The organism is Paenibacillus riograndensis SBR5 (assembly GCF_000981585.1).
Taxonomy (GTDB): domain Bacteria; phylum Bacillota; class Bacilli; order Paenibacillales; family Paenibacillaceae; genus Paenibacillus_AQ; species Paenibacillus_AQ riograndensis.
This window is the reverse complement of record NZ_LN831776.1, coordinates 1,378,150-1,404,203: the sequence shown is the minus strand read 5'-3', so window position 1 is coordinate 1,404,203 and position 26,054 is coordinate 1,378,150. Positions and strand designations below refer to the sequence as shown.

The window sequence follows — 26,054 nt, the reverse complement described above, 5'->3', positions numbered from 1 at the left end:
TTCTTAATAAATATTCAAGACAGATTGGTTATATTATTTTATCATCGACCTGACATGAGCGCAATTTAAACTTTTTATGAGCTTGATTAACAAATGCTTTTGCGTTACAGCTTTAGTGAATAGAAGCGTAAAAAATCTTAGTTATGCATAAATATGCATCGACAACGAATAAGAACTTATTCAATGAAAACGCTGCATTCATTTTCCTGACACATTCATGGCACTTTTTAGAACGATATAACGGATACTGTGTCCGCATCATTGTGATATGCAGCCTTTTTGGCAAAAAAGCGCCTTCTGTGTCCATTCCCCCCAGAACATAACAAAAGCGCCCCGGAACGGAGCGCTCTTGTTTGTTTTTTCTGAAGTTTGTTTTTCCTGTAAACAGCTTGCTGTTATACAGTCAATACTTGTTCATTCTTCACGGCGACTTCACTATCCCGGTCACGGGTCATGAAGTAGGTGAAGGTAAAGGCCAGGAATACGACTCCGTAAATGGCCAGCAGGCCGGCGTCGCTCCACATTGCGCTGAAATCGCCGGTGGAAATTACAGCCTTGAAGCCTTTAACACTGTAGGTCATAGGCAGCAGCGGGTTGAAGAATTTCATCCAGGACGGGATCAGCTCAAGCGGGAAGGTTCCTGCGCTTGTGGTCAACTGGAAGATCAGTATAACAATAACAACGAACCGTCCAGGCTGATCCAACCAGGTAACAATGGCCTGGATCATCCACATAAAGGCGATGCTTGTAATGAAGGTAAAGGCAAAGAACAGCGGGACATTCTGTACATTCAGGCCCAGTCCATACAGAACAATAATGGCAGCCATCAAGGACTGGAGCACACTCATCATCGAGAAGGTAAGCGTGCGGCTGATGAAGCGGTTGAACCGGCTTGCGCCGATAACCTCAGAGTCGCGCATCGGAATCACCAGGGTGCAGATCAATGCGCCAACGAACAAACCTAGAGACAGGAAGTACGGGGCAAAGCCTGTGCCGTAGTTCGGCACCGCACTCACTTTTTGCTCTTCAATCTGTACCGGCTGGGCGAACATAGATACAAGCTTATCGCTTGAGTTCACCGAGCTGGTCTGTGCAGCGGCATCGCCGAGCTTCGTTGCCAGCTCGCCGGAGCCGCTCTTCAGGTCATCCAGTCCATCTTTAAGCTGTCCGGCTCCATCGCTGAGCTTCTTCGAGCCGTCTGCTACAGAGCTGAGGCCGCTGCTCAGCTGTCCGGCTCCGGCCAGCAGCTTTGTTGTTCCGGCTTCAAGCGTTTTGCTGCCGTCGGCCAGCTTGGCGCCGCCTGCTGCAGCTTCGCTCAGCTTCGCGCCGAACTGCTTCATGCCTGCGGCCAGCTTGCTGCCGCCGGTTTCCAGCGCTCCGGCTCCGGCCAGGAGCTGCTTTTGTCCATCCAGCAGCTGTGTGCTGCCGGCATTCAATTGCTGCGCGCCGTCATGCAGCTGGGTCACACCGGCATCCAGCTGCTGCGATCCGGCGTGCAGTTGGTTCGCCCCTTGCACCAGCTGCTCCTGGCCGCTGTGCAGCGCAGTTGCGCCCTCAAGGAGCTGCTGCTGGCTCTGATCCAGCTGTGCGGTGCCTTGGGCAACTGCGGCGCTTGCCGCCAGCAGCTTCTGCACATCCGGGCTTGCCGCCAGCTGCGGATTCGATTTGGCCAGCTGCTGCAGGCCATCCGCTACCGCTTTAGCGCCTGCGCTGGTCTTCGCGCTGCCATCCTTCGAAGCCTGAAGTCCGGCTGCCAGCTTGGCGCTGCCGTCCACGGAAGAGGTAAGTCCTGCGGCAAGCTTTGCACTGCCGTCAACAACGGACTGGGTACCGGCTTGAAGCTTAGCCGTTCCATCCACCGCAGACTTCGTGCCTGCTTGCAGCGCGGCTGCTCCGGCTGCAGTCTTCTGTAATCCGGCATTCAGCTGTTTGCTGCCTGCTGCCGTCTGGGATACGCCGTCCTGGAGCTGCTTATGCGCTGCGGACAGCTGCTGGAGTCCGCCCGCAAGCGTGCTGCTGCCTGTATGTAATGCAGCAGCACCGGTGTTCAGATCCGCCACACCCTTTGTCAGCGGGCCTGCACCATCCAGCAGCTTGCCGGTACCTTCGGTCAGCACAACCAGATTATCTTTCAGCTTGAGCGCACCGTCATCCAGCTTGGAGGCGCCGTCCGCAATCTTGGTGGCACCGTCTCCCGCTTCGCCAAGGCCGCTTCCGATAGTTTTGATTTTGTCAAAAACAGAAGTGGTATAAGCTTCGGTAATTTTGGCGGATACTTTAGTCTTGATATCTTTTACAGCCGTACCGCCGATTTGACCGGCCAGAAAGTTGTAGCCTTCATTCGGCTCATAAATAATTTTGGCTGGCTTCGGGTCTGCTTCCAGCAGGGTGGTGGCACTCTCGGAGAAATCTTCCGGAACCACGATAGCCATATAGTAGGTGTTATCCTTCAATCCGGCCTCAGCCTGCGCCCGGGTTACAAAGTTCCATTTGAACCCGTCGGTCTTCTTCAGCTCTGTCACCAGGTCATTCCCTGCTGCAAGCTTCGTGCCTTCATAGTCGGCACCTTTATCTTCATTGACTACTGCGACAGGCAGCTCATTCATTTTGCCGTACGGGTCCCAGAATGCCTTCAGGAACAATCCGCTGTATAGCACCGGAATGAACAGGACGACAAACATAGGAATCAGCACCTTGGGTTTCTTGAGCGCTGCGCCCAGGTCCTTGGCAAATACGGATAAAGATTTCATTCTGGTTCTCTCCTTCTGATCATATGCTCTCTTTAAAATGCTATAAACTGTTTTAAGAATGCGGTTCTTTTGAAAACTTGCAGTAACACCGAGTGACTGATTTACCCATTTGGTCAACTGAGAGCAAATAAAAACTCCTCCCGGAGTCGGTTGAAGCTGCCCGTTTCACAAGTGATGAAGCTACTCTGCAAGCCCCTCTGCCAGAAACAGATGAAAATAGGATTTGATCTGCTCCTTCGTTAAGGGGACATGTACACTGCTCAGTTCAGCTGTAAGCACAATATACAATCTGAACATCACCAGCGATACAATCTTGGGTTCACAGGGCTTGACTTCCCCCTGGGTTATCGCATGCTCCACCTCCCGCTCCAAGTATTCCAATACGACGTTCTCAATCTTGTCGAGTCCTTCATTAGCCTGTGGGGTTCCGAAATCACGGCTTTCCTGGGACAGCTTGATGAACAACTCATGTTCACTGCGGAATTCCAGCAGGGCATCCAGAACATGGTGCAGATTGTCAAAAAAAGACCGTTCCCGCTTGATTTCCCGCTCAGCGATCAACTTCATATCCATTATGACATCACGGAGAATCTCATCAAACAACTGTTCCTTGTTCGTAAAAAAGGTGTAGATGGTTCCTTTGCCGACATTGGCGATCTTAGCGACCTGGTCCATTGTAGTCGCCTTGTAGCCAAATAATGAAAAAGACTTGGTCGCTGCCTGGAGTACCTGCTGCCTTCGATCTACCACAGCCACCTGCGCACTTCCTCTCTTTCTGAATTTGTGCAGCCACTGCAATATGACTGTTTTACCATTTCGGTCAATCGGTCAATACCCACTTTATCACTTTGCCTCCGCGTTTGCAATACTTGGGCGCAATCTTTATTTTTTTATTTTTGCAGGGTTTTAACTTTCTATTTACGTCTTATTTGTATAATGTGAGAAAAGAAGCAATTTCCCTAGTATAATGTAAGAGAAGATTTATCCTACCCATGAAAGAAAGTAGCAGGTGAACTTATGCGAAAGAAAAGAGTACTGCTGTTTTCGGAAGGCTTCGGTACGGGCCATACAGGGGCAGCCTATGCTCTGGCCGAAGGATTAAAACGGCTTAGCCCGGATGTGCAGTGCAGGGTGATTGAGCTTGGCAAATTCCTTAACCCTACGGTCGCTCCCTGGATTCTTTCAGCTTACCGCAAAACAGTCAGCAGCCAGCCGAAGCTGGTCGGCATGATGTATAAGACCCAATATCATAAATCTCTGAACCGGTTGACCAAGCTGGCGCTTCACCGGATTTTTTATACACATGCCTCACAGGTCATTGAGCAGCTTAAGCCCGATCTGATTATTTGTACGCACCCTCTTCCAGCTGCGGTCATTTCCCGGTTGAAACGTCAGGGTCTGGATGTGCCTATGTATACGCTGATTACAGATTATGATGCACACGGAAGCTGGATTAATGACGAAGCGAACCGCTACCTGGTGTCCACTTCCCGGGTCAAGGCGATTCTCACCGGACGCGGCGTGTCCCCGGAAAAAGTAGCGGTTACCGGTATCCCCTTGCACCCCAAATTCTGGGAGCGTTCGAACAAAAGGCTGCTCCGCAAGGAACTGGGACTGGCCGATATCCCTACAGTACTGATTATGGGCGGCGGCTGGGGGCTCATGTTCGGGAAGGAAGTTATGGACTCGCTCACTGCGCGGATGGATGATATTCAGCTGGTTTTCTGCATGGGCAGCAACGAAAAGCTCGTAGCCAAAATGCGGGCCAATCCGCTCCTGAATCATCCCAACGTAAAGATTCTGGGGTACACCAGCGAGATTAACAAGCTGATGGACGCCTCCGATCTGCTGATTACCAAACCTGGCGGAATGACTTGTACGGAAGGCCAGGCCAAGGGCATTCCGATGCTTTTTTACAGCGCCATTCCCGGCCAGGAGGAGAAGAATTGCCAATACTTCGTAGAACTGGGGCTGGCTGAAGAGCTGGATTCGGATGTGGTGGACAAATGGTTCTCACTGCTGCTGCGTGAATACGCAGGCCTGGAGGAGCTGCGCAGACGCCGGATCGCCCCGGACCGCCAGCAGCCAAGCCACTGCGCATCCACCGTACTGCAGCTGCTGGGCAAGCCAGGCGGAACGTCTCCGGAGCCTCGCGGCTCACTGGCGGCTGTAGCCGCCGCTGCCGCAGCCCAGCCGCGGAATGAAGAAGCGGTATATATTACTCCTTAAAAGAAGACAACTTCTGCAGTCCAAGCAAAAACGGTACCGGCCATCACAGGCCGGTACCGTTTTTGCTTGCTAATACAGGCGGCTTGATGCCGCCTCCTTCTATCCGCTCAGGTTAAGCCGCGCCTGACAGCGCCTGACAGATACTTCAGCAGAACCCTCCATAGGGCTTCTTCAAGCCCGCCGGGATGGCGGATATGCGCAGGTATAATACTGCCACAAGCGCAGGTTTTTCCGTTATATAGGTGGCCGGCTTATGAGGCAGCCAGTCCATTTATTTATAAAAAGTATGATTGCCGATCGTTTTAGCATACTGTCTGGAGTGATGTACCGTGAGATCCTGGGCAAGCTTCAGCGACAGGAAGAAATACGTATCGTCCGTTACCGCTTTGATTCCGGAGAGTGCGGCGGTTACGGCTTTGATCGAGTCCGCGTTTGGCTTCACACGCTTAAGACGCCCGTTGGCCACAGGACTGAATTGACTCTTCTGATAGATCACATCATGTATGGTGTCGGGAAAATTGGCTGACCGCAGCCGGTTCAGAACAACGTTGGCGACTGCCACTTTGCCCTGGTACGGTTCGCCTTCTGCTTCTGCCATAACGATTTTTTGCAGCAGTAGCAGGTCTCCTTCGGATACCGCGTAGGTCCAGGTCGCTTGATCCCGCTGATCCTGGCTTAATAGCTTTGTCCGAGAGAAGAACAATTGTGTGGGGGGATGTTGCTGAATTGCCGTTTTTTTCGTAATTACGGTCTGGCTCCCCTTAGCCGCCGCCGTCTTGGCCGCTTGCTGCGCCACGGGCGGAGTTGACTTCACCACAACTGCCTTTTGCCGGAGAATATCAGTCTTGGCGGCTGCGCCTTGGGGCTTCAGTCTATCCAGACTGCTCCATTCTGCGGTTTGCCTGATCTTCTGGGTTTGGACCAGATAGGCGGCTGTGGTGTAGAGCATGGGTCCCGAGGAACTTTTGGTCCTCAGTGAAGCTGCCGAGGCTTGACTGGAGCTTGTCCGGTCAGATGCGTGAGCGTTCGGCTGCAACGGATTCATTTGTACTGTATCTTTGCCCTTGGCAGGACCTTCAAGGCCCATCAGGCTTATCGCAGAGAAACACACTAGAATAACGCCAACAAGCAGCGCAATACAGCGGTTTTGTTTGAAAATTACCATTATTTACCTCCTATTTTACGGCACACTCCTATTGTATGTAACCGAAAATGGAAGCTTTGAAAACTTTCTTGCCGATTTTCTATCAGAAAAATGTAAATTTTTCGATCATTTCATACATAGGAATGGCATGCATCCTGGTAGCATACACCACAAAACCGTCTACCGTCCAGTCCGCGATGCCAGTTTTTTCCTCTCCCAAGGCCTCTTCAGCCCGTAAAAGAGCAAGTTTTTCCAGACTGAAAGGCAGCTCATTCCGGTATTTGCGGGCCAAGGTAAGATGAGGTTTAAACTCTCTCGTTTCGGGGATGAAGCCAAGAGGACGGGTAACGGAAATCACACGCTTTTGAAGATCCTTCAGCTTTTCCATTTCACCTGAAACCCCCGCCCAGAGCACCTTTGGCGACTCCGGACGCCCAAAAACCCCCCACTCCGAAAGCTGCAATTGAAAAGGCTGGCAGGCTGCGGGGATCTCCTTCAAAGCTTCGAGCAGGCCGGGAATCGAACGTTTCGGGGTATCTCCGAGAAATTGCAGGGTAATGTGATAATCCTCAGAATGTGTCCATTTGGCAAAATTCAGTTTGCCCGACAACACGCTGCGTTCTTTTTCCAATTTTTCACACAGCGCAAAAGGAAGCTTTAGCGCAATGAACAGCCGCTCCCTTGCGGCTTCAGACACCTTACGTTCCATTTCAATTTCACCTTTCAGGGCAGATTTGTTATCCTTATTCTATACGGAATCAGCCAGCTCTATTAAATAATATTACGGAGGGAATCCTATTGACGAAATCCATCGTTTGTTTGCAGAAACTATCACACCGGCAGCAGGACTTAATCCGTGACGCCGCTCCAGGCTATACACTGACCCTGGGTGACGGCAAGGCACCTGACCTTGCACAGCTCGCCGAAGCCGAAATTGTCATCGGCTGGGGCAAGGGGATTAGCGATACGCTGCTGAGCGCCGAATCTCCGCTGCGCTGGGTACAGGCCTGGTCGGCTGGAGTGGAGAAGCTTCCTCTGGCAGCCATGGAGAACAAAGGAATTCTGTTAACCAACGCCAGCGGTGTGCACGCTGAACCGATTACAGCGGTAATCTTCGGCTTCATGCTGCTCTTCACCCGGAATCTGCATACAGCTGTGCGCAACCAGTTGAACCGCAGGTGGCACTCCGAAGGCAGCGAGAGCGAGCTGACCGGCAAAACCGCCGTCATTGCCGGTACCGGCTCCATCGGCAGCGAAACGGCCAGAATCGCCAAAGCCTTCCGGATGACAACCATAGGTGTAAGCCGCTCCGGCAAGCCGGTGGAAGGCTTCGATGAGGTCTATACCACGGACCGGCTTCAGGATGCTGTGAGCCAGGGGGATTTCCTGATCAACACCCTGCCGCTTACTGATGAGACACGGCTTATGTTTGGCGCGGATATTTTTGCAGCCTGTAAGCAGGGCTCCTATTATATCAATATCGGCCGCGGGGCTACAACCGATACCCAAGCTCTGATGGATGCCCTGAACAGCGGACATTTGGCCGGCGCCGGTCTGGATGTGTTTGAGACGGAGCCGCTGCCGGAAGACCATCCGCTGTGGGGAATGGAGCAGGTCGTCATCACGCCGCACTGTGCCGGGGTCACTGACCGTTATGCCGACCGGGTAGTTGAGATTTTTACAGAAAATATGAAATCTTATTTGAAATCTGGGACTCCTTCACGTAATCTCGTAGACTACAGCCGCCAGTATTAAGCAGAGGGACGCTTGACGGCCAGTGCTTCAATAACGGCGTTTCTGCCGTTACTTCGGCGCATACTGACCAAGGGCGGTTCAATAACGGCATTTCTGCCGTTACTTCGGCGCATACTGACCAAGGGCGGTTCAACAACGGCATTTCTGCCGTTACTTCGGCGGAAACTGACCAAGGGCGGTTCAACAACGGCATTTCTGCCGTTGTTTCAGAGCATACTGACCGGGGCGCTCCATCAACGGCATTTCTGCCGTTGTTTTCGTACAGATTCGTCCTTGGGACGATCCAAACCATAACCACCCGTACTCCAAGTTTGCATGCTTATCGAAGATCATAAGCACACTTTTCCCTTTCAGATACCCAATAAAACTCGGGACGCTCATTTTCGGTGAAATACTCAACAACCTATGAATATGATCGGGCATGAGGTCCCCTTTGATAATCTCTACTCCTTTGCAGCCACAGAGCTGCTTAGGATATCTCGGATACTTTCTTTGTATGAATTGTAGACCACCTTTCGTCTATACTTTGGGGTGAGTACGATATGGTACTTGCACATCCATTTGGGTTGTGCCATGCCTTCTCTGGCTTGTGCCACAACACCTTCTCCTTTCGTTAGACATAGCAGCTTGAACACTCCTATTATAATGATCGCACCAGGTGGTTTTTTGCTATAAGCATCACTACACCACTCGCAGCAGGTGGTTTTTTGTTTCGCACGCTTCGCATACTCAACCGGCTAATGCCAGAACAAAACAGCTACGCCGGCGTTGACAGGATAAAGTAACCGTTTTGGATTTCAGTTTAGCGCTGCCTGGAGGAACCCTGTATGGACCGTTCGGCAATTCCAAGTGGAAAAAGGATCACTAATTTGCTCAGTTATCCTATTCTCCACAGGTGAAGTGGAAAAAGGTTAACTAATTCAGCTCATTTCGCTCCTGACGAAGGAATATGGCCCAATTAAGTTTCCTTTTTCCACTTCAATCTCTCATTTGTTGATTTGGAGGAGAAATAGGTTCCCTTTTTCCAGCTAAATATTTGAACGGTCAGAAACTCGCATTCTATCCTGAAATAACGATGTCCGATTCATACGACATTGTTATGGAAGCCTCGAATTTGGCGAAGCCCAATTGAGGGCCTTCTCCGAAATTTCATCGTCTGAAGTGCCGCCAATGGGCGGCATGAATGTCTATTGCATTCTCTACAGCAGAATAACCCGTAAATCAGTCGAAAAGCTCCATCAATTGCACTCTGTACATTAGAATCCGCTGGAAAAGCTGTTTTGGGCTCGATATCCGAAAATCTATTGCACAAAATACAGCAGAGAGCGGTTCAACGCAGAACAATAAGAATTCTATTGCACGAAGTGCAGTCATGCAAAGAGTCCATTGTGGTTATCCCACGTGAAGACTACGGATTACTAGTACAATCTCTATAGCCCTGCTTACCTGATAACTCTGCTCACACAATAACTCCGCTTACCTGATAACTCTGCTTACCTGATAACTCTGCTTACCCGATAGCCCTGCTCACCTGCTTCTCCGCCAGCACCGGGTGGAAAAAGGCGGTCGAATCCGACTAATCTCCACCTCTTTGGGTGAATTCACTAAATTCACGTAGACTCATCCCCAACGTTGTACATATTCATATCCACAAAGAAGGGAAATCGTAATTTCCCAGACAACAAAAAACCCCCGTGCGGCCGCACGGGGTGTAATGCAGGCAAAAAGTTAAGGGGTAGCTTCAGAGTTTGAAAATCTTCAGGAATTGAAAAACAACAGCGCAAAAAAGCCTCGGTGGATCAGCCAAGCAGTTAACGAACGGGTGTGTAACGGAGCACCACGACGCCGGAGCCAAAGGGTCTGGTCTCGGCCAGCTTCAGATTCAGTCGGTCAAGAACTCCTCCCAATAATCGGGGGCCACGTCCGGCAACGATAGGCTGTACCAGGAAGTGATACTCATCCACCAAGCCTAGCTGTGCCAGGGTGGAACCGAGGCCGGGACCGCCGTTAACGACTAGGTTCTTCCCTTCTGCCGTAAGCCGTGGCACCTCTTCGGAAACAGGCCCCTTCAACAAGAAAGAGTTCTGCCACGACACGTGATCCAGCGTCCGCGAGAAGACGTACTTAGGTTTCCGATCGAGCTTGCGTGCGAAGTCGACCATGAATTGAGGTCCGTCGCCGCTGCTGGCAATGGCTGGCCAGGCACTTTCCATCAGCTGGTAGATTTTACGTCCGAAAAGCAGACCAGCGGACTGGTCCATCAGGTCCACTGTATACTGGTGGAGCTCCTCATCCGCAATTACCTGCGTGTGGTCACAGCAACCGTCCAGTGTCACATTCATCATCAGGATTACTTGTCCCATATGCAGCCTCCTTTTGTCTGCATTTTATCATCCAAACGCAGGCCCGGTTTCTCATAGATTGCTGTTCAGTCTAATACTTTATGTTCTTTCAACAGCTATTCCAAAATTACATCGTCAATATATACTGTAGCCGCACGGTCTGAAGAATAGATTTCCAAGCCCATGGCGCGAACCATAGTTTTATCGATCTTGACTTTTCCCGTCCAGTCAAAACCGTTCAGATCAAGCGAAATCCATTGATATTGATCGGTCAAGGTCACTTCCTCTGTGTTGGCCCAATTCCAGTCCGCCCCGCTTTTCAGGAACACTTTGCCTTTGACGGTTCCCGCAGTAACCCGGACATGGAGTTTCAGTGTGCTGCCGCTGCTCAGATCCTCATCGCCTACAAAATTCAGGTCAAAAACATTTGCTGCCGCTGTTTCAAGCGGATAGTCCGCGCTCAGCACCCCCTTGCCGCCGTCAGTTGCCGGGCCTAATCCGCTTGCCCCCATAGTATTCGTTCCGAATGTCCAGCCTTGCAGAGAACCTTCGAAATCAAACAGCGTCCCGGGAGCAGTCCCCCCGCCGTCGTTTCCTCCCGGAACGGTTCCGGCACCGGGATCATTGACCGCCTTGATGTCGTCAAAGTACATCGAAGATGTCAGCTGCATGCTGTCCGGCTTGGCATTGGTGTAGATCGAGAACTTTTGAACGTCCTTCAGATTGGTCTTGGTCAGCGTTCCTGTTGCGCCATTGGCCGGGACGAATTCACTAAACTTTGCAGTCACAAGTGCCGCCTGCTCAGTAGCAGTGTCGGGATAGTACTCGTAAGTGCTCCCGCCTGCATTAATCTGTATTACCAGCTTCTGCCCCTTGGCATCCGGCTTATACCAGAATTGCAGTGCATTGAAGCCGGACCAGTCTACATTAAGTGCCTTGGTCACGCCGGCATATCCGCTCGCGCCCAGTGTATAGGTATACTTCATGCCGTAGCTGCCGCCATGTTTGTTCGCATCAAGCGCCGTTTCCGTCGCATCGCCTCCCGCATGGACAAATTTCGTGTTCAGCGCCTCGTCACTGCCCAGATAGCTCTCGAAATCGTCGACCACGGCCGGGTCAGAGCCCGTTTCCACGTAAGTGCTGTATAATCCGATATTGTCGATATACACCGGAATGCTGCCGCTTGCCAGTCCGCTGCCCACAATGGATACTGCAATATCGTCAGCTGCCAGGAGCGCTGCCGCGTTAGTCATATCGATTGCCGGTGTGAAATGCACATACTCCACGCCGTCAATGGTTTCCTTCGGCAGATCGGCAAAAGAAATCTGAGTCGTTCCGATTCCATACTTGCCGTTCCAATCCGGAGGCAGCTGCACGACAGCCTGCAGACTTGCATTTCCGTTCTCCGGCTGCGCGGTGACCGGCATCCATACATCAAGCTTCACGCGCGTCGCCTCTGTCAGGTAGACGCTGTCTATAACCGACTTCGCATTCTTAAGCTCCAGCTTAAGCTCCTGCCATGTATCGGCAGGGTTCATCCCGCTTGCATTGACCTTCAGTACGCCGCTGCCGTTGAACTGCCCCGGCTCGATGGAGTCCACTGCCGCTTGATAGCCGCCGTTGTTCTGGACGCCCTCAATGCCATTGTCGAACGTATAGGCTCCCAGCAGCACTTCGCTGATTTTTACAAAAACGGAGTTCGTCTGCTCTAATAATACAGTCCCGTCTTCACCGTATACCTTCACCGTTACCGCCGCAATTTTGCCGTTCAGCTTTGCATCCGGCGACCAGCCCGCCACATAAAATCCTGTTTCCGGGTCCAGCACGAGCGGCGTTTCCAGGGCCGATTCACCCACCGTGTACACCACTTTTGCCGGTGACCCGTTCAGGACGCGGACACGGATCAGGGTTGTGCCTTCCATCACTATAGCCTGATTGGTCGGAGAAGCGATGTGCATGAAAGGCTGCTCCCCGGCAGTGTCAACAGCTTGTGTGTAAGCTCCGTTGATTTCTCCGCTGAACAGGGTATACGGATCGTCGAAGAAGGACTTAAAGTCAGCCATCATCTGATGCTCCTGCCCGGAAGCGAGCGGATAGGGAACATAAGAGTTCTCGCTTGGGGTAAAGTCGGCCCAAGTCAGCATGAAGGCCATTCTTTTGGCGTCCGGATTGGATTTCAGTGCTGAGGCGAGACGGGTGTAGAAGTCCGGCGTGGAGTTGCCCGCCACTTTCATGTTCTGATAACCGAATTCGGTCAGTGCCGCAATCTTGTGTTTTGCATCGGCAATCTTTGAGAGGGTTGCGGCTTCTGTTGCGACGCCGTCGAACCAGCTTTGCCCTTCCCCGTTGTAGTAACTGTCAAAGCCCAGAATATCTACATAATCATCGCCCGGATAGGTTTCAAGATACTGCTGCCCACTTGTGCCAAATCCGCCGCCTGGAGAATACGCGTACAGGAAGTTGTGCACATTCTTAATATCCCGCAGGTATTCTACAGTGTACCGGAATAACTCTTTATACTGGTCTTCTGTTGTAAAAGCACGCCCCCACCAGAACCAGCTGCCGCTCTGTTCATGAAACGGGCGGAATATAACCGGAATGGAACGGCCGCCGTCATCCTTCAGACTGTTCGCAAACAGCGCGATATTATCCAGGAAGGTGTTGAACTCGCCATGCTTGTCGCCGCCGGGGAGGATATGCGAGACGACAGAGCCCTTGAGATCATAGAAATCGCCGCCGGTCACAAAGTTAGGCATATGGGCGCTTAGTGTCAGCACACCGCCCGCTTCATAAGCATGTTTCATGCTGGCAGCGAGGTTATCAATACTGGCATACACATCTCCCGCCACACCTGGCTTTTCTTTACCTTCCAGGCTGAGCGTATCCCAGCCGAACAGGGCCGGATGCGCACCAACGGCATTTTTTACATCGGATTCGGTCCCATCACGCTTTGTGATCGATTGACCTTCGTCCGTTGCGTGCTGCTGCCCGAAAAGCGTGCCTCTGCCCCGGATGTCGTCCAGGTAGACGAACAGCGACCGGGTAGCAGACGACGCGTCAGCATCCGCGAGATTCACGACCCGCGGGGTCGGTTCAGTTCCTCCATTGCCACTGCTGGGAACAGGGGTCGCTGTTGGTTCTGTTCCTCCGTTACCGCTGCCGGGAGAAGGGGTAGCCGTCGGTTCTGTTCCTCCGCTGCCGCTGCCGGGCGCAGGTGTGGACGCCGGGTGGCTTGGAACCGGAGTGCTTCCAGCTGCAGTCCATGGCGATGCCGCTCCGCCTTTCACAATATAAGTTCCGGCAGCAAGAGGCTGTCCGTTCAGAACAACCGGTCCTGAACGGACAGCCAGCCTGCTGATCGTACCCTTGCCCACAATAGAGGTCCCGGCGGCACCAGCGCCGGTTACAACCTCGGAAATCACTGCATCCGCATCCGTTTCAATTATCGAAGCGCTTTCAATTTCCATCCGCCTGATAGCTGTAGCACCCTCGCCAGCGACCCGCACCTTACCTTCCGGGCGGTTGACAACAACGAGTGCAAGCTTGGCATCCTTCATATGAATGGAATGTTCCCCGCCCCCGGCAATATACATGTCACCCTGCACCGTTACCTTCTCCAGAGTGGCCTCCCCGCTGCCGATTCCAGGGGCCAAATACAAATTGCCCGATATTACGTTGTCTTTAAGAATAACTCCGGTATGGTTGACCAGTACGTTGCCCTGTACCGTTCCCCCGTCAGCAGTCCCGGCCGTGTGATAGTAGCGGCTGACCAGCCTGTCGATGATGCTGACTGTCTCCGCTCTGGTAACCGGACTGTCCGGGCGGAAGCTGCCATCCGGGTAACCCTGGAGCGTCCCCTGCAGCGCCTGGACGGCTTCCTTGGCATAGCTGCTGATAGCGGCATTGTCCGTGAATGAAGCCGAAGCCGCTCCCGCTCTTGGTTCAAGCGAAAAAACCGCTGCCAGCAAGGCGGCCGCATCCTGGCGGGTGACTTGTGTATCCGCTTTCGCTTTGTTGTCCGGGAAGCCTTTATAATAGCCGGCCTGCTTGGCAACCGACAGATCCTTGGCGTACCAGGCCCCGGCCGGCACATCTGCAAAAGAGGCCTCCGCTGCAGCACTGAAGCCGAACAGTTTATTCACCATGCTGGCCAGCTCCGCACGTGTTACCTTGTTGTCGGGTCTGAACGAACCGTCAGGATAACCCTGAATCACTCCGTTCCCCTGCCACTTGGCAATGCTGTCCTTCGCCCAGTGCGTACTCAAACGATCATCTTGCCTGACGTAAGCAAGCGCAGGTGCCGCCGTCGAAACAAGCATGATGGTGGTCAGGAGCGTGGTGAGCCCTTTTTTGAACCGCTTCATCCAATCATCCTCCTTAGTAAGTGTAAGTGCTTTCAAATGCAAAGAAATACAATAACTACATTGGCAATATTAGCATCATATACGCAAATAAACAATAACAAAAATACATTTATTATTAAATTTTTCATATTTCATTTGTTGAACAAAAAAAGTACTAACGCGGGACATTTGGATAAAACTCAATAATTCCAAGGATCATTCTATGCATTTTCTGTTAACAAGGTTTCATGAAGCTTATGTACCATTCCTACAAATATAAATAACAAAATAATAACAAAATAGAGCAAATTAACACCAGAATTCCAAACTAAAGACCATAAATCATAAGACAGGACAATAAAAAGCCCTGCTACCGCTTGGCCTCTTCAAGATCGATCCGAAGCTGATGCGGGCAGGGGAGTCTTTATTCTTCAAGACCGATCCGCCAGCTGATGCGGACAGGAGAGCCTTTATTTTGCCGATTCAAGCGGTTCAGCAGGTTATGCGGACTGAGGCCTCTATTTGTCCTTTCCCCTTTATTCCAGGCGCGGCTTACGATATTTTTCTAGTCCAGATCATATATGGAGCCGACCTTCAGGCCGTACAGCTCATTGTAAATTTTCTCGGCAAAAGCATCCGTCATCCCGGCGATATAATCAATCACCATATGCTCCCATGTCCAGATCGGCTTGACCTGCCGCTGATCCTTCTCAAAGCGCTGCAGCCAATCGCTGGGAATAATGGCCCGTGAGGTTTCCGGGTCGAGGAATGCCTCCCATAAACGGCGCAGAATCCACTCGCTGCGTTTCTGCAGCCGCTGCACCCGCAAATCACGGATCATCGTGACCCAGGCGAAGCTTTTGAGCACACTGACCGTCCGCAGCATATCCTCATCCTCCTGGCCGTCTTTAATGAAGGTAACCTTCTTCCAGTTCCCGTCCGCAATGACACCTAGGCTGGCAACAAAGGTGCTGACCCAATAAGCCTTAACCTCCCGGCGGGTGCGGGAATAATCGTTCTCGCAGGTAGGCATTTTCTCCATCCATACGTGCAGGAAGGAGCTCAGCACCTCTTCAACCTTGATGTGTATGTCAGCTTCCTTCCATCCGGTCCAGAAGGCATCCTCCAGGGTAGTAATCTTCTCTACGATCAGCCGCTGGATATACGCATCATGCATGAAGTGCTCATGCACCTCGATTTTACCGGCCTTAATGCCATCCTCCAGATCATGCGCGGAATACGCGATATCATCACAGAGATCCATCAGTTGGGCTTCCAGCGTTTTCTTCCCATCCGGAATCCCCCACTGGCTGCGGATGTCTGAAATGTAGTTCCATTCGTGCAGATACATCCCCTTTTTTAATACCGTACCGGGAAACGGATACTTATTAATGCCCAGCAGCACCGCATCCGAGAGGTTCAGCCCGTCGATATTCTCGCGTTTCTCCAGGAACATGATCAGCCGGAAATTGTGGGCATTGCCTTCAAAATGCTCATACTTCCGCCTCATATTCTCACGGATCGTCTGCTGCTGCACCGGGCCTGCGCCGGACTTTTGCACCGCCTCTGCCGTCTTCTTCACCACAAGCCGCTCCAGAATGCTGTCCAGCACTTCTTCTCCCTTGTGGCCGAACGGCGGGTGGCCGAAGTCATGGGCAATGGCTGCACATTCCACCACCTCCGGATCAATGACCAGCCCCGGATTCTCCGCTTGTCCCGTTTCAACCTCCGGGTAGGCGCGCAGCAGGCTTTTGGCCGCTTCACGGGCAATCTGCGCCACTTCCAATGAATGGGTCAGACGCGTCCGGTAATAATCGCCGGTGCCTGCGCCGAACACCTGGGATTTGCCTTGCAGCCGGCGAAAGGTCGGCGAATGGATCAGACGCGAATAATCGCGTTCATATGCGGCTCTAGAGGTTTCCAGTCGGGTGATCTCCGGATATTGCCGGTGTTCTCTTTTTTCAATAAGTGTCATATCCGCTGCCCCTATCCTTGATCTGTATTTAGTACTTCATTATAGTCATTTTCCCCGGAACTTTCACTCTAAAATAGAAATAAGCGGACACCTGCCAAAAATGAATATTTCATATAGCCGCTGACGCATTCTAAGCAGAGTAATCCAAATAACCTGTACCCCGATACAGCGCGGAATGGACCTGAAAATCAATGAAATCCGTCTGGAGAACCGCTGCAGTTGCAGCAGCATTAGTATTTGCCGCGGCAAGCCCTGCACTGGGCAGCCCCAATGTCAAAGACCGCAATTATTACGAGCAAAGAGGCGAGATGATCTGGGAGGTGCCGACTACCCAAAAGGTGATTGCGCTCACGTTCGACGACGGTCCCGATCCCTCAGAGACGGATCAGATTCTGGATGTGCTGCAGCAGTACAACGCCAAGTGCACCTTCTTCGCCATCGGAAAACGGATCGCCGCCTACCCTGACGTAGCCCGGAGGGTGATCACGGAAGGACATGAACTGGCCAATCATACCTATAATCATGTCTATTTCAAAAAGCCGGTCTCCGAGCAGCAGATTCAAGAGGAGCTGGAGCTGACGGAGAAGGAGATTATAAAGGTATCCGGCAGGCACAGCAGCCTGTTCAGACCGCCGGGAGGCATGTACGACGAGACCCTGGTCGATGTCTCCAACAGCATGGGACTTAAGCCTGTGCTATGGTCATGGCATCAGGATACACGCGACTGGAACCGCCCTGGCGTATACAGCATCTCCAGCCGTGTCATCCGGAATGCGCGGAACGGGGATATCGTGCTGTTCCATGACCATGTTCACGGCCAATCGCAAACCCGCGAGGCGCTGAAAATTATCCTGCCTGAGCTGCAGAAGCGGGGCTTCCGGTTCGTGACCGTTTCCGAATTGATCAGGCTCTCTGATGCGCAGCAGGCCAAGAATAGGAGAAACTTGGCTTTTTAGAGCGCTCTTCCGCTCTGCCTCCGGTGTTCTTTAATTGCGCAGCATCTTAAAATAGGTTAGTCTTGAGCTATCATAGCGTTATTTTGAGAACTGCCGCAGTTCATCCCTTAGGAGGCTTTACCATGTCCGAGAATACTTCCTATACGACCGAAGAAATCGCCCGGTTATTAAAGATATCCAAACTTAAGGTATATGATCTGATTAAAAAAGGGGAACTGCCCTCCTACCGGGTAGGCAAGCAGATGCGCGTGGATCTTTCCGATCTGGAGGCGTACAAGCAGCATTCGCGCAGCGGCATCTCCGGGAGTATCCCGCCAGTCTCAGCGCCAGCGGAAACTCCCCTGTTCATCCCCCCATCCGCCCTGCATCCGCAGCATCCGCAGCTGCCGGCCCAACCCGGCAAAGCCGCCACCGATAATGTGGTGATCACCGGTCAGGATATGTCGCTGGATTTACTGGCTACGCATCTGGAGCGAAGCGAGACTTCCTTCCGTCCGCTGCGGTCGTATGCCGGAAGTCTGGACAGCCTGATCGCGATGTACCACGGGGAATCCGACATTGTCAGCACCCATCTGCTGGACGGGGACAGCGGGGAGTACAACCTGCCCTATATCCGCAGACTGCTGGTTGGCTTTTCATATATCGTAGTGCATATGCTGACGCGCAGTGCAGGCTTCTATGTGCAGAAGGGCAATCCGCAGGGAATCCGCAGCTGGTCCGACCTGAAGCAGAGCGGAATCCGGATAATCAACCGGGAACGCGGGGCGGGGGCACGGGTGCTGCTCGACGAGCAGTTGCGCCTGCATGGCATTCCCGCCTCACAAATCAGCGGGTATGCTGTCGAAGAGAACAGCCATTTGGCCATAGCCGGCAGAGTGGCCCGGGGAGAAGCCGATGTGGGCATCGGCACAGAAAAAGCCGCCAAAATTATTGACGGCGTTGATTTCATCCCGCTCATTCAGGAACGGTACGATCTGGTGATGCTTAAGAAACCGGGGCATGAAACATTGATCAGGACAGTTCTTGATATTTTGCGCTCAGCAGCCTTTCAGAACGAGCTCAGCTCCATTCATGGCTATGACCTTAGCGAGACCGGCACGGTCATTTACGAGACTTGAGCTCTAACGCGGCCCAAGCCTCTTCCTGCGCCTTTTCGTCTCTGCTTACCCGGAACCCTCTTTTTTTGTTTTATAGCTGACCTTATAGCTTCCTTTCGCACCGGCTCCTACAACCTCCAGCTTGTAGGAGCCGGTTTGCTGTATCTCCACTTCTTCCTCGCCTTTCTTGTTCGTCTCCAGCTCCTTAAACAGCTTATGGTCAGGATCATACAGCTTCATCGACAGCTCGCCCTTCTCTACTTTGGAGGCATAGCTCAGATAAAGTGTATCTCCTTTTTTAAGCTTCAGCGTTTTCTTCTCGGTACCGGACAGCAGCCAATAAGAAGCCTTCATTTGATGCGGTGTGCTGGAACCGACGTACATCACTTGCTTCTCGCATCCCGCAAGCAGCAGCAAAGATCCGCCTATTAGTGCCAGCAGAAGCCGTTTCCGCCATTGTTTATCCATCCCCGTTCACTCCCCAGCATGTATAATATGTCCGCAATGCGGGCATATTTGTGTGTGCATATCATTTGCAGCCGGAATCTTATGCCGCCGCCGGGCATAAAAATACAGCACAACCCCCATAAAATTAGGAATATAGAAGACAGCGGTCAACCACAGCCATGTGTTCATCTTTTTGCGCGAAGAATCCTTGTAAATAAACACTCCCAAAGTCACGTATAACCCCATAAACAGCAGCACTGCCAGCGCCGTTATGGTAAACCAGACCCGGTCCTCGTTGAACATATCAGCCATATAAGGAATCATCCAGTAGCCTGCCACAGCCAGAAAAATCAGCATGCCAGATGTAATGATCCAGAATACCAGCATGCCCAAGTATTTGAAGTTCCTCATTTCATCCCCCTTCCCCCTTTGCACACCTCTTCTCCACGTTCCGATTAGCTTTGCGTACTTTCTGCTTCTCTGCCGGATATATACAGCACAACTACCCCTGCTGCAACAGCCGGAGCTGCACCACAGGAGAGCAGAAGCGTCAGCTTCCAGAGCAGGGGTATCGGGCCGCTCAGCAGACATCCCCACAACAGCAGCAGAACCAGTGCACTCAATACCGCCAGAGCCGCAGCCGTTTTACTCATGTCCTCTTTCCTGCGAATCCGCCGCAAGGTTGCCGCCTGCAGTCCCGCTGGAGCCGCCATCAATTCGCTATAATACTCCCGCAGCAGCTTCTCCTGCTCTTCTTCACGTTCCGTTTCTTTCACCGGTACTCCTCCCTCCATGGCTCCACAGCCTTCTGCAGCAGCTTTTTGCCCTGATTCAGCCTCGATTTGACCGTCCCTATTGGAATATCCAGCATTTTCCCGATCTCCTCATAACTAAATTCCTCATAATAGTAGAGCACCAGCGGGCTCAAATACCGCTTTGGCAGCTTGCAGAGTCCTTCTTCCAAGCGGGCATACCTTTCATTGCGCAGGATTTGCTCCTCCGTCAGCGGCGCCCCGTCCCGGAGCTCAAGAAGCGGAACACGGCAGGATGCTTCTCCGGTAAGACGTTCATAAAGCTTTTTCCATTTCCGGTAGCTGTCCCGGTACATATTCAGGGTCACCTGAAACAGCCATGCCTTAAAAGACCGCTCCGGATCGTAACGATCCAGCTTGCGGATTACCCGCACCCACACCTCCTGAAACAAATCCTCCGCTTCCAGGGCATTTAGGGTGAGGTGGCGGCAGAACCGGTACAAGTCATCCTTGTATCTCTCTACCAGTAGTTCGAGCATTTCCCGCCTGCCTGTCCGGTATCCTTCGATGAGCTGCTTATCAGTGACCATTTTCCTCTGCCCGCCCTTTCATATCACATTACGAAGGAAACCGGACCTTTGTTCGAAAATTCACAAAATCCGGCATACATAGATAACACAGCAAAAAGCAGGACTCAGGTCTTCCAATGCCTGAGTCCTGCTCCTTATGCTGAAACAGATATATCCCGGATTAGTCCACAATCAGGAACGGCGGTTGACGAACATCAGCATGAGTGCGGAGATGGCAATAATTGAACACACCCACAGCCAGGCCAGCGTCATGTTGCCGCCATCGACGGCCACGTAAATAGCGGTGGGGACGGTCTGCGTCCGGCCGGGAATATTACCGGCCACCATAATGGTGGCTCCGAATTCACCCAGCCCGCGGGCGAATCCGAGCACGTAACCGGCCGCCAGCGAACGGCCCGCCAACGGGAGCGTTACATACGCAAGCACCTGAAGCTCGCTGGCTCCCTGTGCGCGTGCTGCATCCTCCAGATCCTTCTCCACACCTTCAAAGCCCGCCTTCACTGTGCGGTATACGAGAGGGAAAGCAACCACAACTGCAGCAATAACTGCCGCCCCCCAGGTGAACAGGATCGTATGCTCCGTAAATTGCTCGTACAGCTTCCCGATCCAGCTCCGCCGGCCCAGAATCACCAGCAGCACAAATCCGACCACGGTTGGCGGCAGTACCAGCGGGAGCAGCAGCACCGTTTCAACCAGGCTGTAGCCCGGAAACCTCCGGCCCGCCATCGCCTTGGCTGCCAGGGTCGCCAGCAGGAAAACAATGATGCTGGTTATGACTGAGATCTTGACCGAAAGCCAGACCGGGGCGAAAAAATCGGTCCAATTGATCTCCATCCCGGTTCACCCCGTTGATTTATTCAGCAAGCTTAAATCCATAGCTTGTAAAGATATCGCTTGCTGCCTTCGTTTGCACGTAGCTGTAAAAAGCTTTGGCCTCCGCCGTATGCTTGGAATCCTTCACGATCCCGACCGGATAATTGATCGCTTTGTGTACATGGGCACCCACAGTAAGGGCAATCTTCACCTTGCTGGAAGTAAGGGCATCTGTTTTGTAGACGAATCCGGCATCGGCATTCCCTGTTTCTACATAAGAAAGCACCTGGCGCACGTCCTTGGCAAATACCAGCTTGCTTTGCAGCTTATCCCATACCTTCTTCGCTGTCAATGACTGCTGCGCATATTGGCCGGCCGGAACCGATTCGGGCTGTCCGACAGCCACTTTCTTGAAGCCTTTATCCGTAAGCTGTGTAATGGCTGTAATGGAAGCTTTGGAGTCCGAAGGAACAACCAGCACCAGCTGATTCTTCAATAGCTCTTTATGGTCAGAAACAAGTCCTCCATCGACCAGAGCAGTCATTTGCTTGTCACCTGCCGAGAAGAACAGGTCAGCAGGTGCGCCTTGCTCAATCTGTTTTTGCAGAGTACCAGAAGCGCCGTAGTTGAAGACAAGATCAATATCAGGATGCTGCTTCTCATAGAGGACGGCAATCTTATCAAGACTGTCCTGCAGGCTCGCCGCGGCAGACACCATAATCTCCGTCTTGCTGGCCGCCTGCACCTGCTTCTCAGGCATTGCTGACAGACCCACTGCCAACAGCGCAGCCATGATAACCACTGCTAATTTCTTGAACATTCCCATTCCTCCCATTTATGTATCTTGTATATTCAGGTGATATTCTAGCATATCCTTTTTTGTTTTACTATACGTTTGGTTATGTTTGTTTATATTTAGTTATGTATAGTTAATATCCGAAGTTAATATGCGATATGCTTAGATAAAAATGGGCGGCATAAATGTCTAATTTTCTATCTAACAAAAGAAAGTCCTTTAGGCATCACGCGAATGCCAAAAGGACTTTTGGGAACACCTTAATTCTTCATCCGTGGATCAAGCACATCCCGCAGGCCGTCTCCCATGAGGTTAAAGCCCAGGACAGTCAGCATAATGGACAGCCCCGGGAACACCACTGTCCAAGGAGCCTTCTGAATAAACTGCCGTGAATCGGAGAGCATCTTGCCCCATTCCGGGTCCGGCGGCTGGGCGCCGAGGCCAAGGAAGCCAAGTGCGGCTGCTTCAATTATGGCCGTGGCGATGCCGAGTGTGCCCTGTACAATAATCGGCGTCAGGCTGTTCGGCAGGATATGGGTAAGCAGAATACGGGTGTTGGTCATCCCGATGGCTCTTGCCGCCGTAATGTACTCCTCCGACTTCAGGGAGAGCACCTTCGCCCGCACAAGCCGGCCGTACGTTGGGATGTTTACGATAGCAATGGCGTACAGCGCATTCTGCAGGGAGGGCCCCAGAATTGCCACGATAGCAATCGCCAGCAGAATACTCGGAAAAGCAAGCAGAATATCGAACAGGCGCGAAATCAGCATATCAATCCATTTGCCGTAGAACCCCGCCAGGATGCCGAGAAATGTACCTGCAATAATAGATCCGATGACGGCAAAGAAACCGACCCAGAGCGAGATGCGCGCTCCATAAATGATACGGGTGAACATATCTCTTCCCAGATCATCCGTGCCGAACCAATGAGCGGCTGACGGCGCTTTCAGCCGGTTGACCAGCTCCTGCTCCTTGAATCCATAGGGGGCAATAAGCGGCGCCAGCAGAGCGACCAGCACAAAAAACACGATAATGCATAACCCGAGCATAGCCGTCTTGTTCCTGCGGAAGGCCTTCCACGCATCGCGCCAAGGTCCGGAGACCTTGTCGGCAGGTACACTCTGGGGCGTTACATTCATTGATACCTGTCCCATAGGTTCACCCCTCACTTGTAATTGATGCGCGGATCGATAGCGGCGTAGAGCAGATCCACAAGCAGATTGATCACAACAAAAATAAAGGCAATGATCAGAATCCCCGTCTGGATCACCGGGTAGTCACGGGAACTGATCGCTTCATATATATATCTCCCCACGCCCGGCCAAGCAAAAATCGTCTCAGTCAGCACGGCTCCGCCAAGAAGAGCGCCTGTCTGCAAGCCCACTACCGTCAGTACAGGAATCAGCGCGTTCTTGAGCGCATGTTTGTACACGACCAGGAATTGCGGCATGCCTTTGGCTTTTGCCGTACGGATATAGTCGGAATTCATAACCTCCAGCATGCTGGAACGGGTCATCCGGGCAATAATCGCCATCGGGATGGTTCCGAGCGCGATGCTTGGCAGGATTAAATGCTTGATTACCGTCCACAACTGTCCCCACTGTCCAGCAATAATCGTATCAATCACATAGAGATTGGTAATGCTCTCCACCGGATGGCGCTGGTCCATCCTCCCTATGGATGGAAGCCAATGCAGCTTCAGCGCGAACAGCAGCTGCTCCATCAGCCCCAGCCAGAAGATCGGCATGGAGACGCCAACAAGTGCAATAATCATCGCCGTATAGTCGAACCATGAATTTTGCCGCCAAGCGCTCAGAATCCCCGCATTGACACCTACAAACGCGGCAAACAGCATAGCGGCTGCCGTCAGCTCCAGAGTCGCGGCAAGGTAAGGCATTATTTCTTTGGCAATCGGCGTTTTGGTGCGGATTGAGGTTCCCAGATCACCTTGCAGCAAATCACCCATATAATTGAAATACTGCTGCAGCCATGGCTTGTCCAGTCCAAGCTGCTCCCGCAGCGCCTGCTTGGACTGCTCTGTAGCTTTTTGGCCCAGAATCGTCTCTGCCGGATCACCCGGTATCGCATGAATAATGGAAAAAACAATAATTGTCATCCCGATCAGCACAGGGACCAATACCATGATGCGTTTTAATAGGTAGGAGTTCAAATTCGGCTCACCTACTGTTCGAAGTAAATTTCGCTATAATATTCCGTACCTGTCGGACCTGGAACATACCCTTTCAGGTTTGCTTTTGCAGCCAGCAGCGGAGTAGTGTGCACCAGTGGAATCCAAGGCGCGTCCGCTTTGATAATTTCCTGGGCTTGCTTGTACAGATCGGAACGCTTGGCCTGATCCGTTTCCTTCTGGGCATTGATCAGGAGGGTATGCAGTTTTTCATTTACGTAGAAGCTGCGGTTGTTTCCCGGAATAGCATCCTTATCCAGGAGGGTGTAGAGGAAGTTATCCGGATCTCCATTGTCGCCCGTCCAGCCGAGCATGTAGATATCATCTTTTTCTCCGGCTTTGGTATCATCGAGATAAGTCGCCCATTCCGGCGATTCAATAACGGTTTTTACGCCGATTTTTTCCCAATCCGCTTGGATCGCTTCAGCAACCTTCTTGCCGTCAGGCATGTAAGGACGGGATACAGGCATGGCATACAGGGTTACCGGGTCCGGGAGACCCTCAGGATATCCGGCTTCGGCCAGAAGTGCCTTGGCTTTATCCAGATCGTATTCATAATCCTTCACAGCATCGTTGTAGCCCCACAGTGATGGAGGCATCGGGTTTACAGCGGCAGTGGCCTGGCCCGAGAAGAAGGCATCGATAATAGCTTGTTTATTGACAGCATAGTTCAGCGCCTGTCTTACTTTTACATTGTCAAAAGGTTTCTGTTTGAGGTTGAAGCCGAGGTAAGACACATTGAACGGCGGACGTTCAATCTTCTGCAGCCCAGTGTTGCCTTCAAGCGTGGACAGATCATCCGGGCTCAGATCCTCCATCAGATCAATCTCGCCGTTCTGCAGGGCGTTGAAGCGTGCCGAGTTGTCCGGAATTGAGCGAACGATGATTTTGCTCAGCTTAGGAAGTCCCTCTTTCCAATAGTTAGGGTTCTTGTCCAGTGTAATGGAATCGTTGTGCTTCCATTCCTTGAACACATAAGGTCCGGTGCCCACAGGCTCATTCTTGAAGTTTTCCTTCTTTTCCTTAATGGCAGCAGGACTGGCAATCCCAAAGGAGGTCATCGCAATATTCTGCAGGAATGGCGCCTGCGGCTGGTTCAAAGTAAATTGTACGGTTGTGGCATCCACAGCCTTCACTTCCTTGATCACACGGCTGCCCTCCGGACCAAACATGGAATCATAATAATCAAAGGAGTCCCCTTCAAATTTGAATTCACTTGCCGGATCGCTCCAGCGGGTGAAGTTGAACACTACCGCTTCGGCGTTGAAATCCGTTCCATCATGGAATTTCACACCCGGATGCAGCTTGAAGGTATAGGTCAAACCGTCAGCAGAAACTTCCCAGCTGTCAGCAAGTGAAGCTTGTACTTCGGAGGTACCGGGTTTGTACTCCAGCAGAGAGTCGAACACTTGATGGCCAATCTTAAGCGATTCGCCGTCGGTCACAATAGCCGGGTCCAGCGAGGCCGAGTCGCCGCCGCGTCCCAGGATCAAGGTATCCTGCTGTGCCGCCGCCTCAGGTGAGCTTTCCGGTGCGGCGGTTGCCGCTGCATTCGAACCTTTTGCTTCTGTACCGGCATTGTTGTTGTTACCTCCGCAACCGCTTAAGGTCAAAACGGCCCCCAGCGTTACTGCCAGTGCAAGACTGCTCCATTTCTTCATCTTTAGAAAAACTCCCTTCTTTCGTTAAAGTGTTAAAACTTCTATATGGAGTCGCGCCAAAGCGCTGCCATATACCAAGGCCAATGTTTGCCTGCAGAATTAGTCTCATTGCACACTAAGCCAGATAAATTGAACTATAGTTTTACATTGTGGGGTATGGTCGTAACTGCGGGGAATGTTTGGACTTCCAGCCGCTGTTGTCCCCAGATTTCTTGA

The 26,054-nt window shown here is 52.0% G+C and carries 20 protein-coding genes and 1 pseudogene; 4 read left to right on the top strand and 17 right to left on the bottom strand.

What is annotated here, in order from left to right:
• Nucleotides 1–395: 395 nt before the first annotated feature.
• Together PRIO_RS06050 and PRIO_RS06045 are read right to left on the bottom strand one after the other, a co-directional pair.
• A complete protein-coding gene (locus PRIO_RS06050) occupies nucleotides 396–2,750 on the bottom strand; it encodes a YhgE/Pip domain-containing protein (protein WP_020429456.1) in 2,355 nt (784 codons plus the stop codon).
• Between the two features lie 180 nt (nucleotides 2,751–2,930).
• The gene (locus PRIO_RS06045) at nucleotides 2,931–3,506 is read right to left on the bottom strand and encodes a TetR/AcrR family transcriptional regulator (RefSeq protein WP_039789156.1); all 576 of its coding nucleotides are present in this window, start codon (nucleotides 3,504–3,506) and stop codon (nucleotides 2,931–2,933) included.
• Between the two features lie 261 nt (nucleotides 3,507–3,767).
• On the opposite strand from PRIO_RS06045, the gene PRIO_RS06040 reads away from it, so the two are divergent.
• Nucleotides 3,768–4,979 carry a UDP-N-acetylglucosamine--LPS N-acetylglucosamine transferase gene (locus PRIO_RS06040; protein WP_046501442.1) on the top strand — a complete coding sequence of 404 codons (1,212 nt, stop codon included), beginning with the start codon at nucleotides 3,768–3,770 and terminating at the stop codon, nucleotides 4,977–4,979.
• A gap of 271 nt (nucleotides 4,980–5,250) precedes the next feature.
• Here PRIO_RS06040 and PRIO_RS06035 read toward each other — a convergent pair whose 3' ends face one another.
• Nucleotides 5,251–6,144 (bottom strand): cell wall hydrolase, encoded by an 894-nt coding sequence (locus PRIO_RS06035; RefSeq protein WP_020429461.1) that lies wholly within the window; start codon nucleotides 6,142–6,144, stop codon nucleotides 5,251–5,253.
• Nucleotides 6,145–6,226: 82 nt separating this feature from the next.
• Nucleotides 6,227–6,832: an RNA 2',3'-cyclic phosphodiesterase gene (gene thpR, locus PRIO_RS06030; protein WP_020429462.1), complete on the bottom strand. Its 606-nt coding sequence runs from the start codon at nucleotides 6,830–6,832 to the stop codon at nucleotides 6,227–6,229.
• Nucleotides 6,833–6,921: 89 nt separating this feature from the next.
• Here thpR and PRIO_RS06025 point away from each other — a divergent pair, with 89 nt between their 5' ends.
• The gene (locus PRIO_RS06025; RefSeq protein WP_046501438.1) at nucleotides 6,922–7,878 is read left to right on the top strand and encodes a D-2-hydroxyacid dehydrogenase; all 957 of its coding nucleotides are present in this window, start codon (nucleotides 6,922–6,924) and stop codon (nucleotides 7,876–7,878) included.
• Between the two features lie 180 nt (nucleotides 7,879–8,058).
• Here the strand turns inward: PRIO_RS06025 and tnpA are convergent.
• From tnpA to PRIO_RS06005, 4 genes and pseudogenes are all read right to left on the bottom strand, one after another.
• Nucleotides 8,059–8,435: pseudogene (gene tnpA / locus PRIO_RS06020) on the bottom strand (IS200/IS605 family transposase).
• 1,254 nt (nucleotides 8,436–9,689) lie between these two features.
• Nucleotides 9,690–10,241: a dihydrofolate reductase family protein gene (locus PRIO_RS06015; RefSeq protein WP_020426661.1), complete on the bottom strand. Its 552-nt coding sequence runs from the start codon at nucleotides 10,239–10,241 to the stop codon at nucleotides 9,690–9,692.
• Nucleotides 10,242–10,336: 95 nt separating this feature from the next.
• Nucleotides 10,337–14,584, bottom strand: a complete 4,248-nt coding sequence (locus PRIO_RS06010) for a glycosyl hydrolase (RefSeq protein ID WP_052741418.1) — start codon at nucleotides 14,582–14,584, stop codon at nucleotides 10,337–10,339.
• Between the two features lie 544 nt (nucleotides 14,585–15,128).
• Nucleotides 15,129–16,538: a deoxyguanosinetriphosphate triphosphohydrolase family protein gene (locus tag PRIO_RS06005; protein WP_046501434.1), complete on the bottom strand. Its 1,410-nt coding sequence runs from the start codon at nucleotides 16,536–16,538 to the stop codon at nucleotides 15,129–15,131.
• Nucleotides 16,539–16,729: 191 nt separating this feature from the next.
• Between PRIO_RS06005 and PRIO_RS06000 the strand changes: the two genes are divergently transcribed.
• Nucleotides 16,730–17,494, top strand: coding sequence for a polysaccharide deacetylase family protein (locus PRIO_RS06000; RefSeq protein WP_020426665.1), 765 nt, complete (start codon nucleotides 16,730–16,732; stop codon nucleotides 17,492–17,494).
• A gap of 122 nt (nucleotides 17,495–17,616) precedes the next feature.
• On the top strand, nucleotides 17,617–18,612 hold the full coding sequence (locus PRIO_RS05995) for a helix-turn-helix transcriptional regulator (protein ID WP_020426666.1): 996 nt from the start codon (nucleotides 17,617–17,619) through the stop codon (nucleotides 18,610–18,612).
• A gap of 45 nt (nucleotides 18,613–18,657) precedes the next feature.
• Here the strand turns inward: PRIO_RS05995 and PRIO_RS05990 are convergent, their stop codons facing one another.
• From PRIO_RS05990 to PRIO_RS05950, 9 genes are all read right to left on the bottom strand, one after another.
• Nucleotides 18,658–19,059, bottom strand: coding sequence for a hypothetical protein (locus PRIO_RS05990; protein WP_020426667.1), 402 nt, complete (start codon nucleotides 19,057–19,059; stop codon nucleotides 18,658–18,660).
• Nucleotides 19,060–19,065: 6 nt separating this feature from the next.
• Nucleotides 19,066–19,449, bottom strand: coding sequence for a hypothetical protein (locus PRIO_RS05985; protein ID WP_020426668.1), 384 nt, complete (start codon nucleotides 19,447–19,449; stop codon nucleotides 19,066–19,068).
• A 44-nt stretch (nucleotides 19,450–19,493) separates the two neighbouring features.
• On the bottom strand, nucleotides 19,494–19,814 hold the full coding sequence (locus PRIO_RS05980; RefSeq protein WP_020426669.1) for a hypothetical protein: 321 nt from the start codon (nucleotides 19,812–19,814) through the stop codon (nucleotides 19,494–19,496).
• Nucleotides 19,811–20,380, bottom strand: a complete 570-nt coding sequence (locus tag PRIO_RS05975) for an RNA polymerase sigma factor (RefSeq protein ID WP_020426670.1) — start codon at nucleotides 20,378–20,380, stop codon at nucleotides 19,811–19,813. The genes PRIO_RS05980 and PRIO_RS05975 overlap by 4 nt, the downstream gene beginning before the upstream one ends.
• A 171-nt stretch (nucleotides 20,381–20,551) precedes the next feature.
• Nucleotides 20,552–21,214 carry a molybdate ABC transporter permease subunit gene (gene modB, locus PRIO_RS05970; RefSeq protein WP_020426671.1) on the bottom strand — a complete coding sequence of 221 codons (663 nt, stop codon included), beginning with the start codon at nucleotides 21,212–21,214 and terminating at the stop codon, nucleotides 20,552–20,554.
• Nucleotides 21,215–21,233: 19 nt separating this feature from the next.
• Nucleotides 21,234–22,013, bottom strand: coding sequence for a molybdate ABC transporter substrate-binding protein (gene modA / locus PRIO_RS05965; RefSeq protein WP_020426672.1), 780 nt, complete (start codon nucleotides 22,011–22,013; stop codon nucleotides 21,234–21,236).
• Nucleotides 22,014–22,249: 236 nt separating this feature from the next.
• On the bottom strand, nucleotides 22,250–23,143 hold the full coding sequence (gene nikC / locus PRIO_RS05960; protein WP_020426673.1) for a nickel transporter permease: 894 nt from the start codon (nucleotides 23,141–23,143) through the stop codon (nucleotides 22,250–22,252).
• A gap of 11 nt (nucleotides 23,144–23,154) precedes the next feature.
• A complete protein-coding gene (locus PRIO_RS05955; protein ID WP_020426674.1) occupies nucleotides 23,155–24,159 on the bottom strand; it encodes an ABC transporter permease in 1,005 nt (334 codons plus the stop codon).
• An 11-nt stretch (nucleotides 24,160–24,170) separates the two neighbouring features.
• Nucleotides 24,171–25,838, bottom strand: a complete 1,668-nt coding sequence (locus PRIO_RS05950) for an ABC transporter substrate-binding protein (RefSeq protein WP_020426675.1) — start codon at nucleotides 25,836–25,838, stop codon at nucleotides 24,171–24,173.
• Between the last annotated feature and the right edge of the window lie 216 nt (nucleotides 25,839–26,054).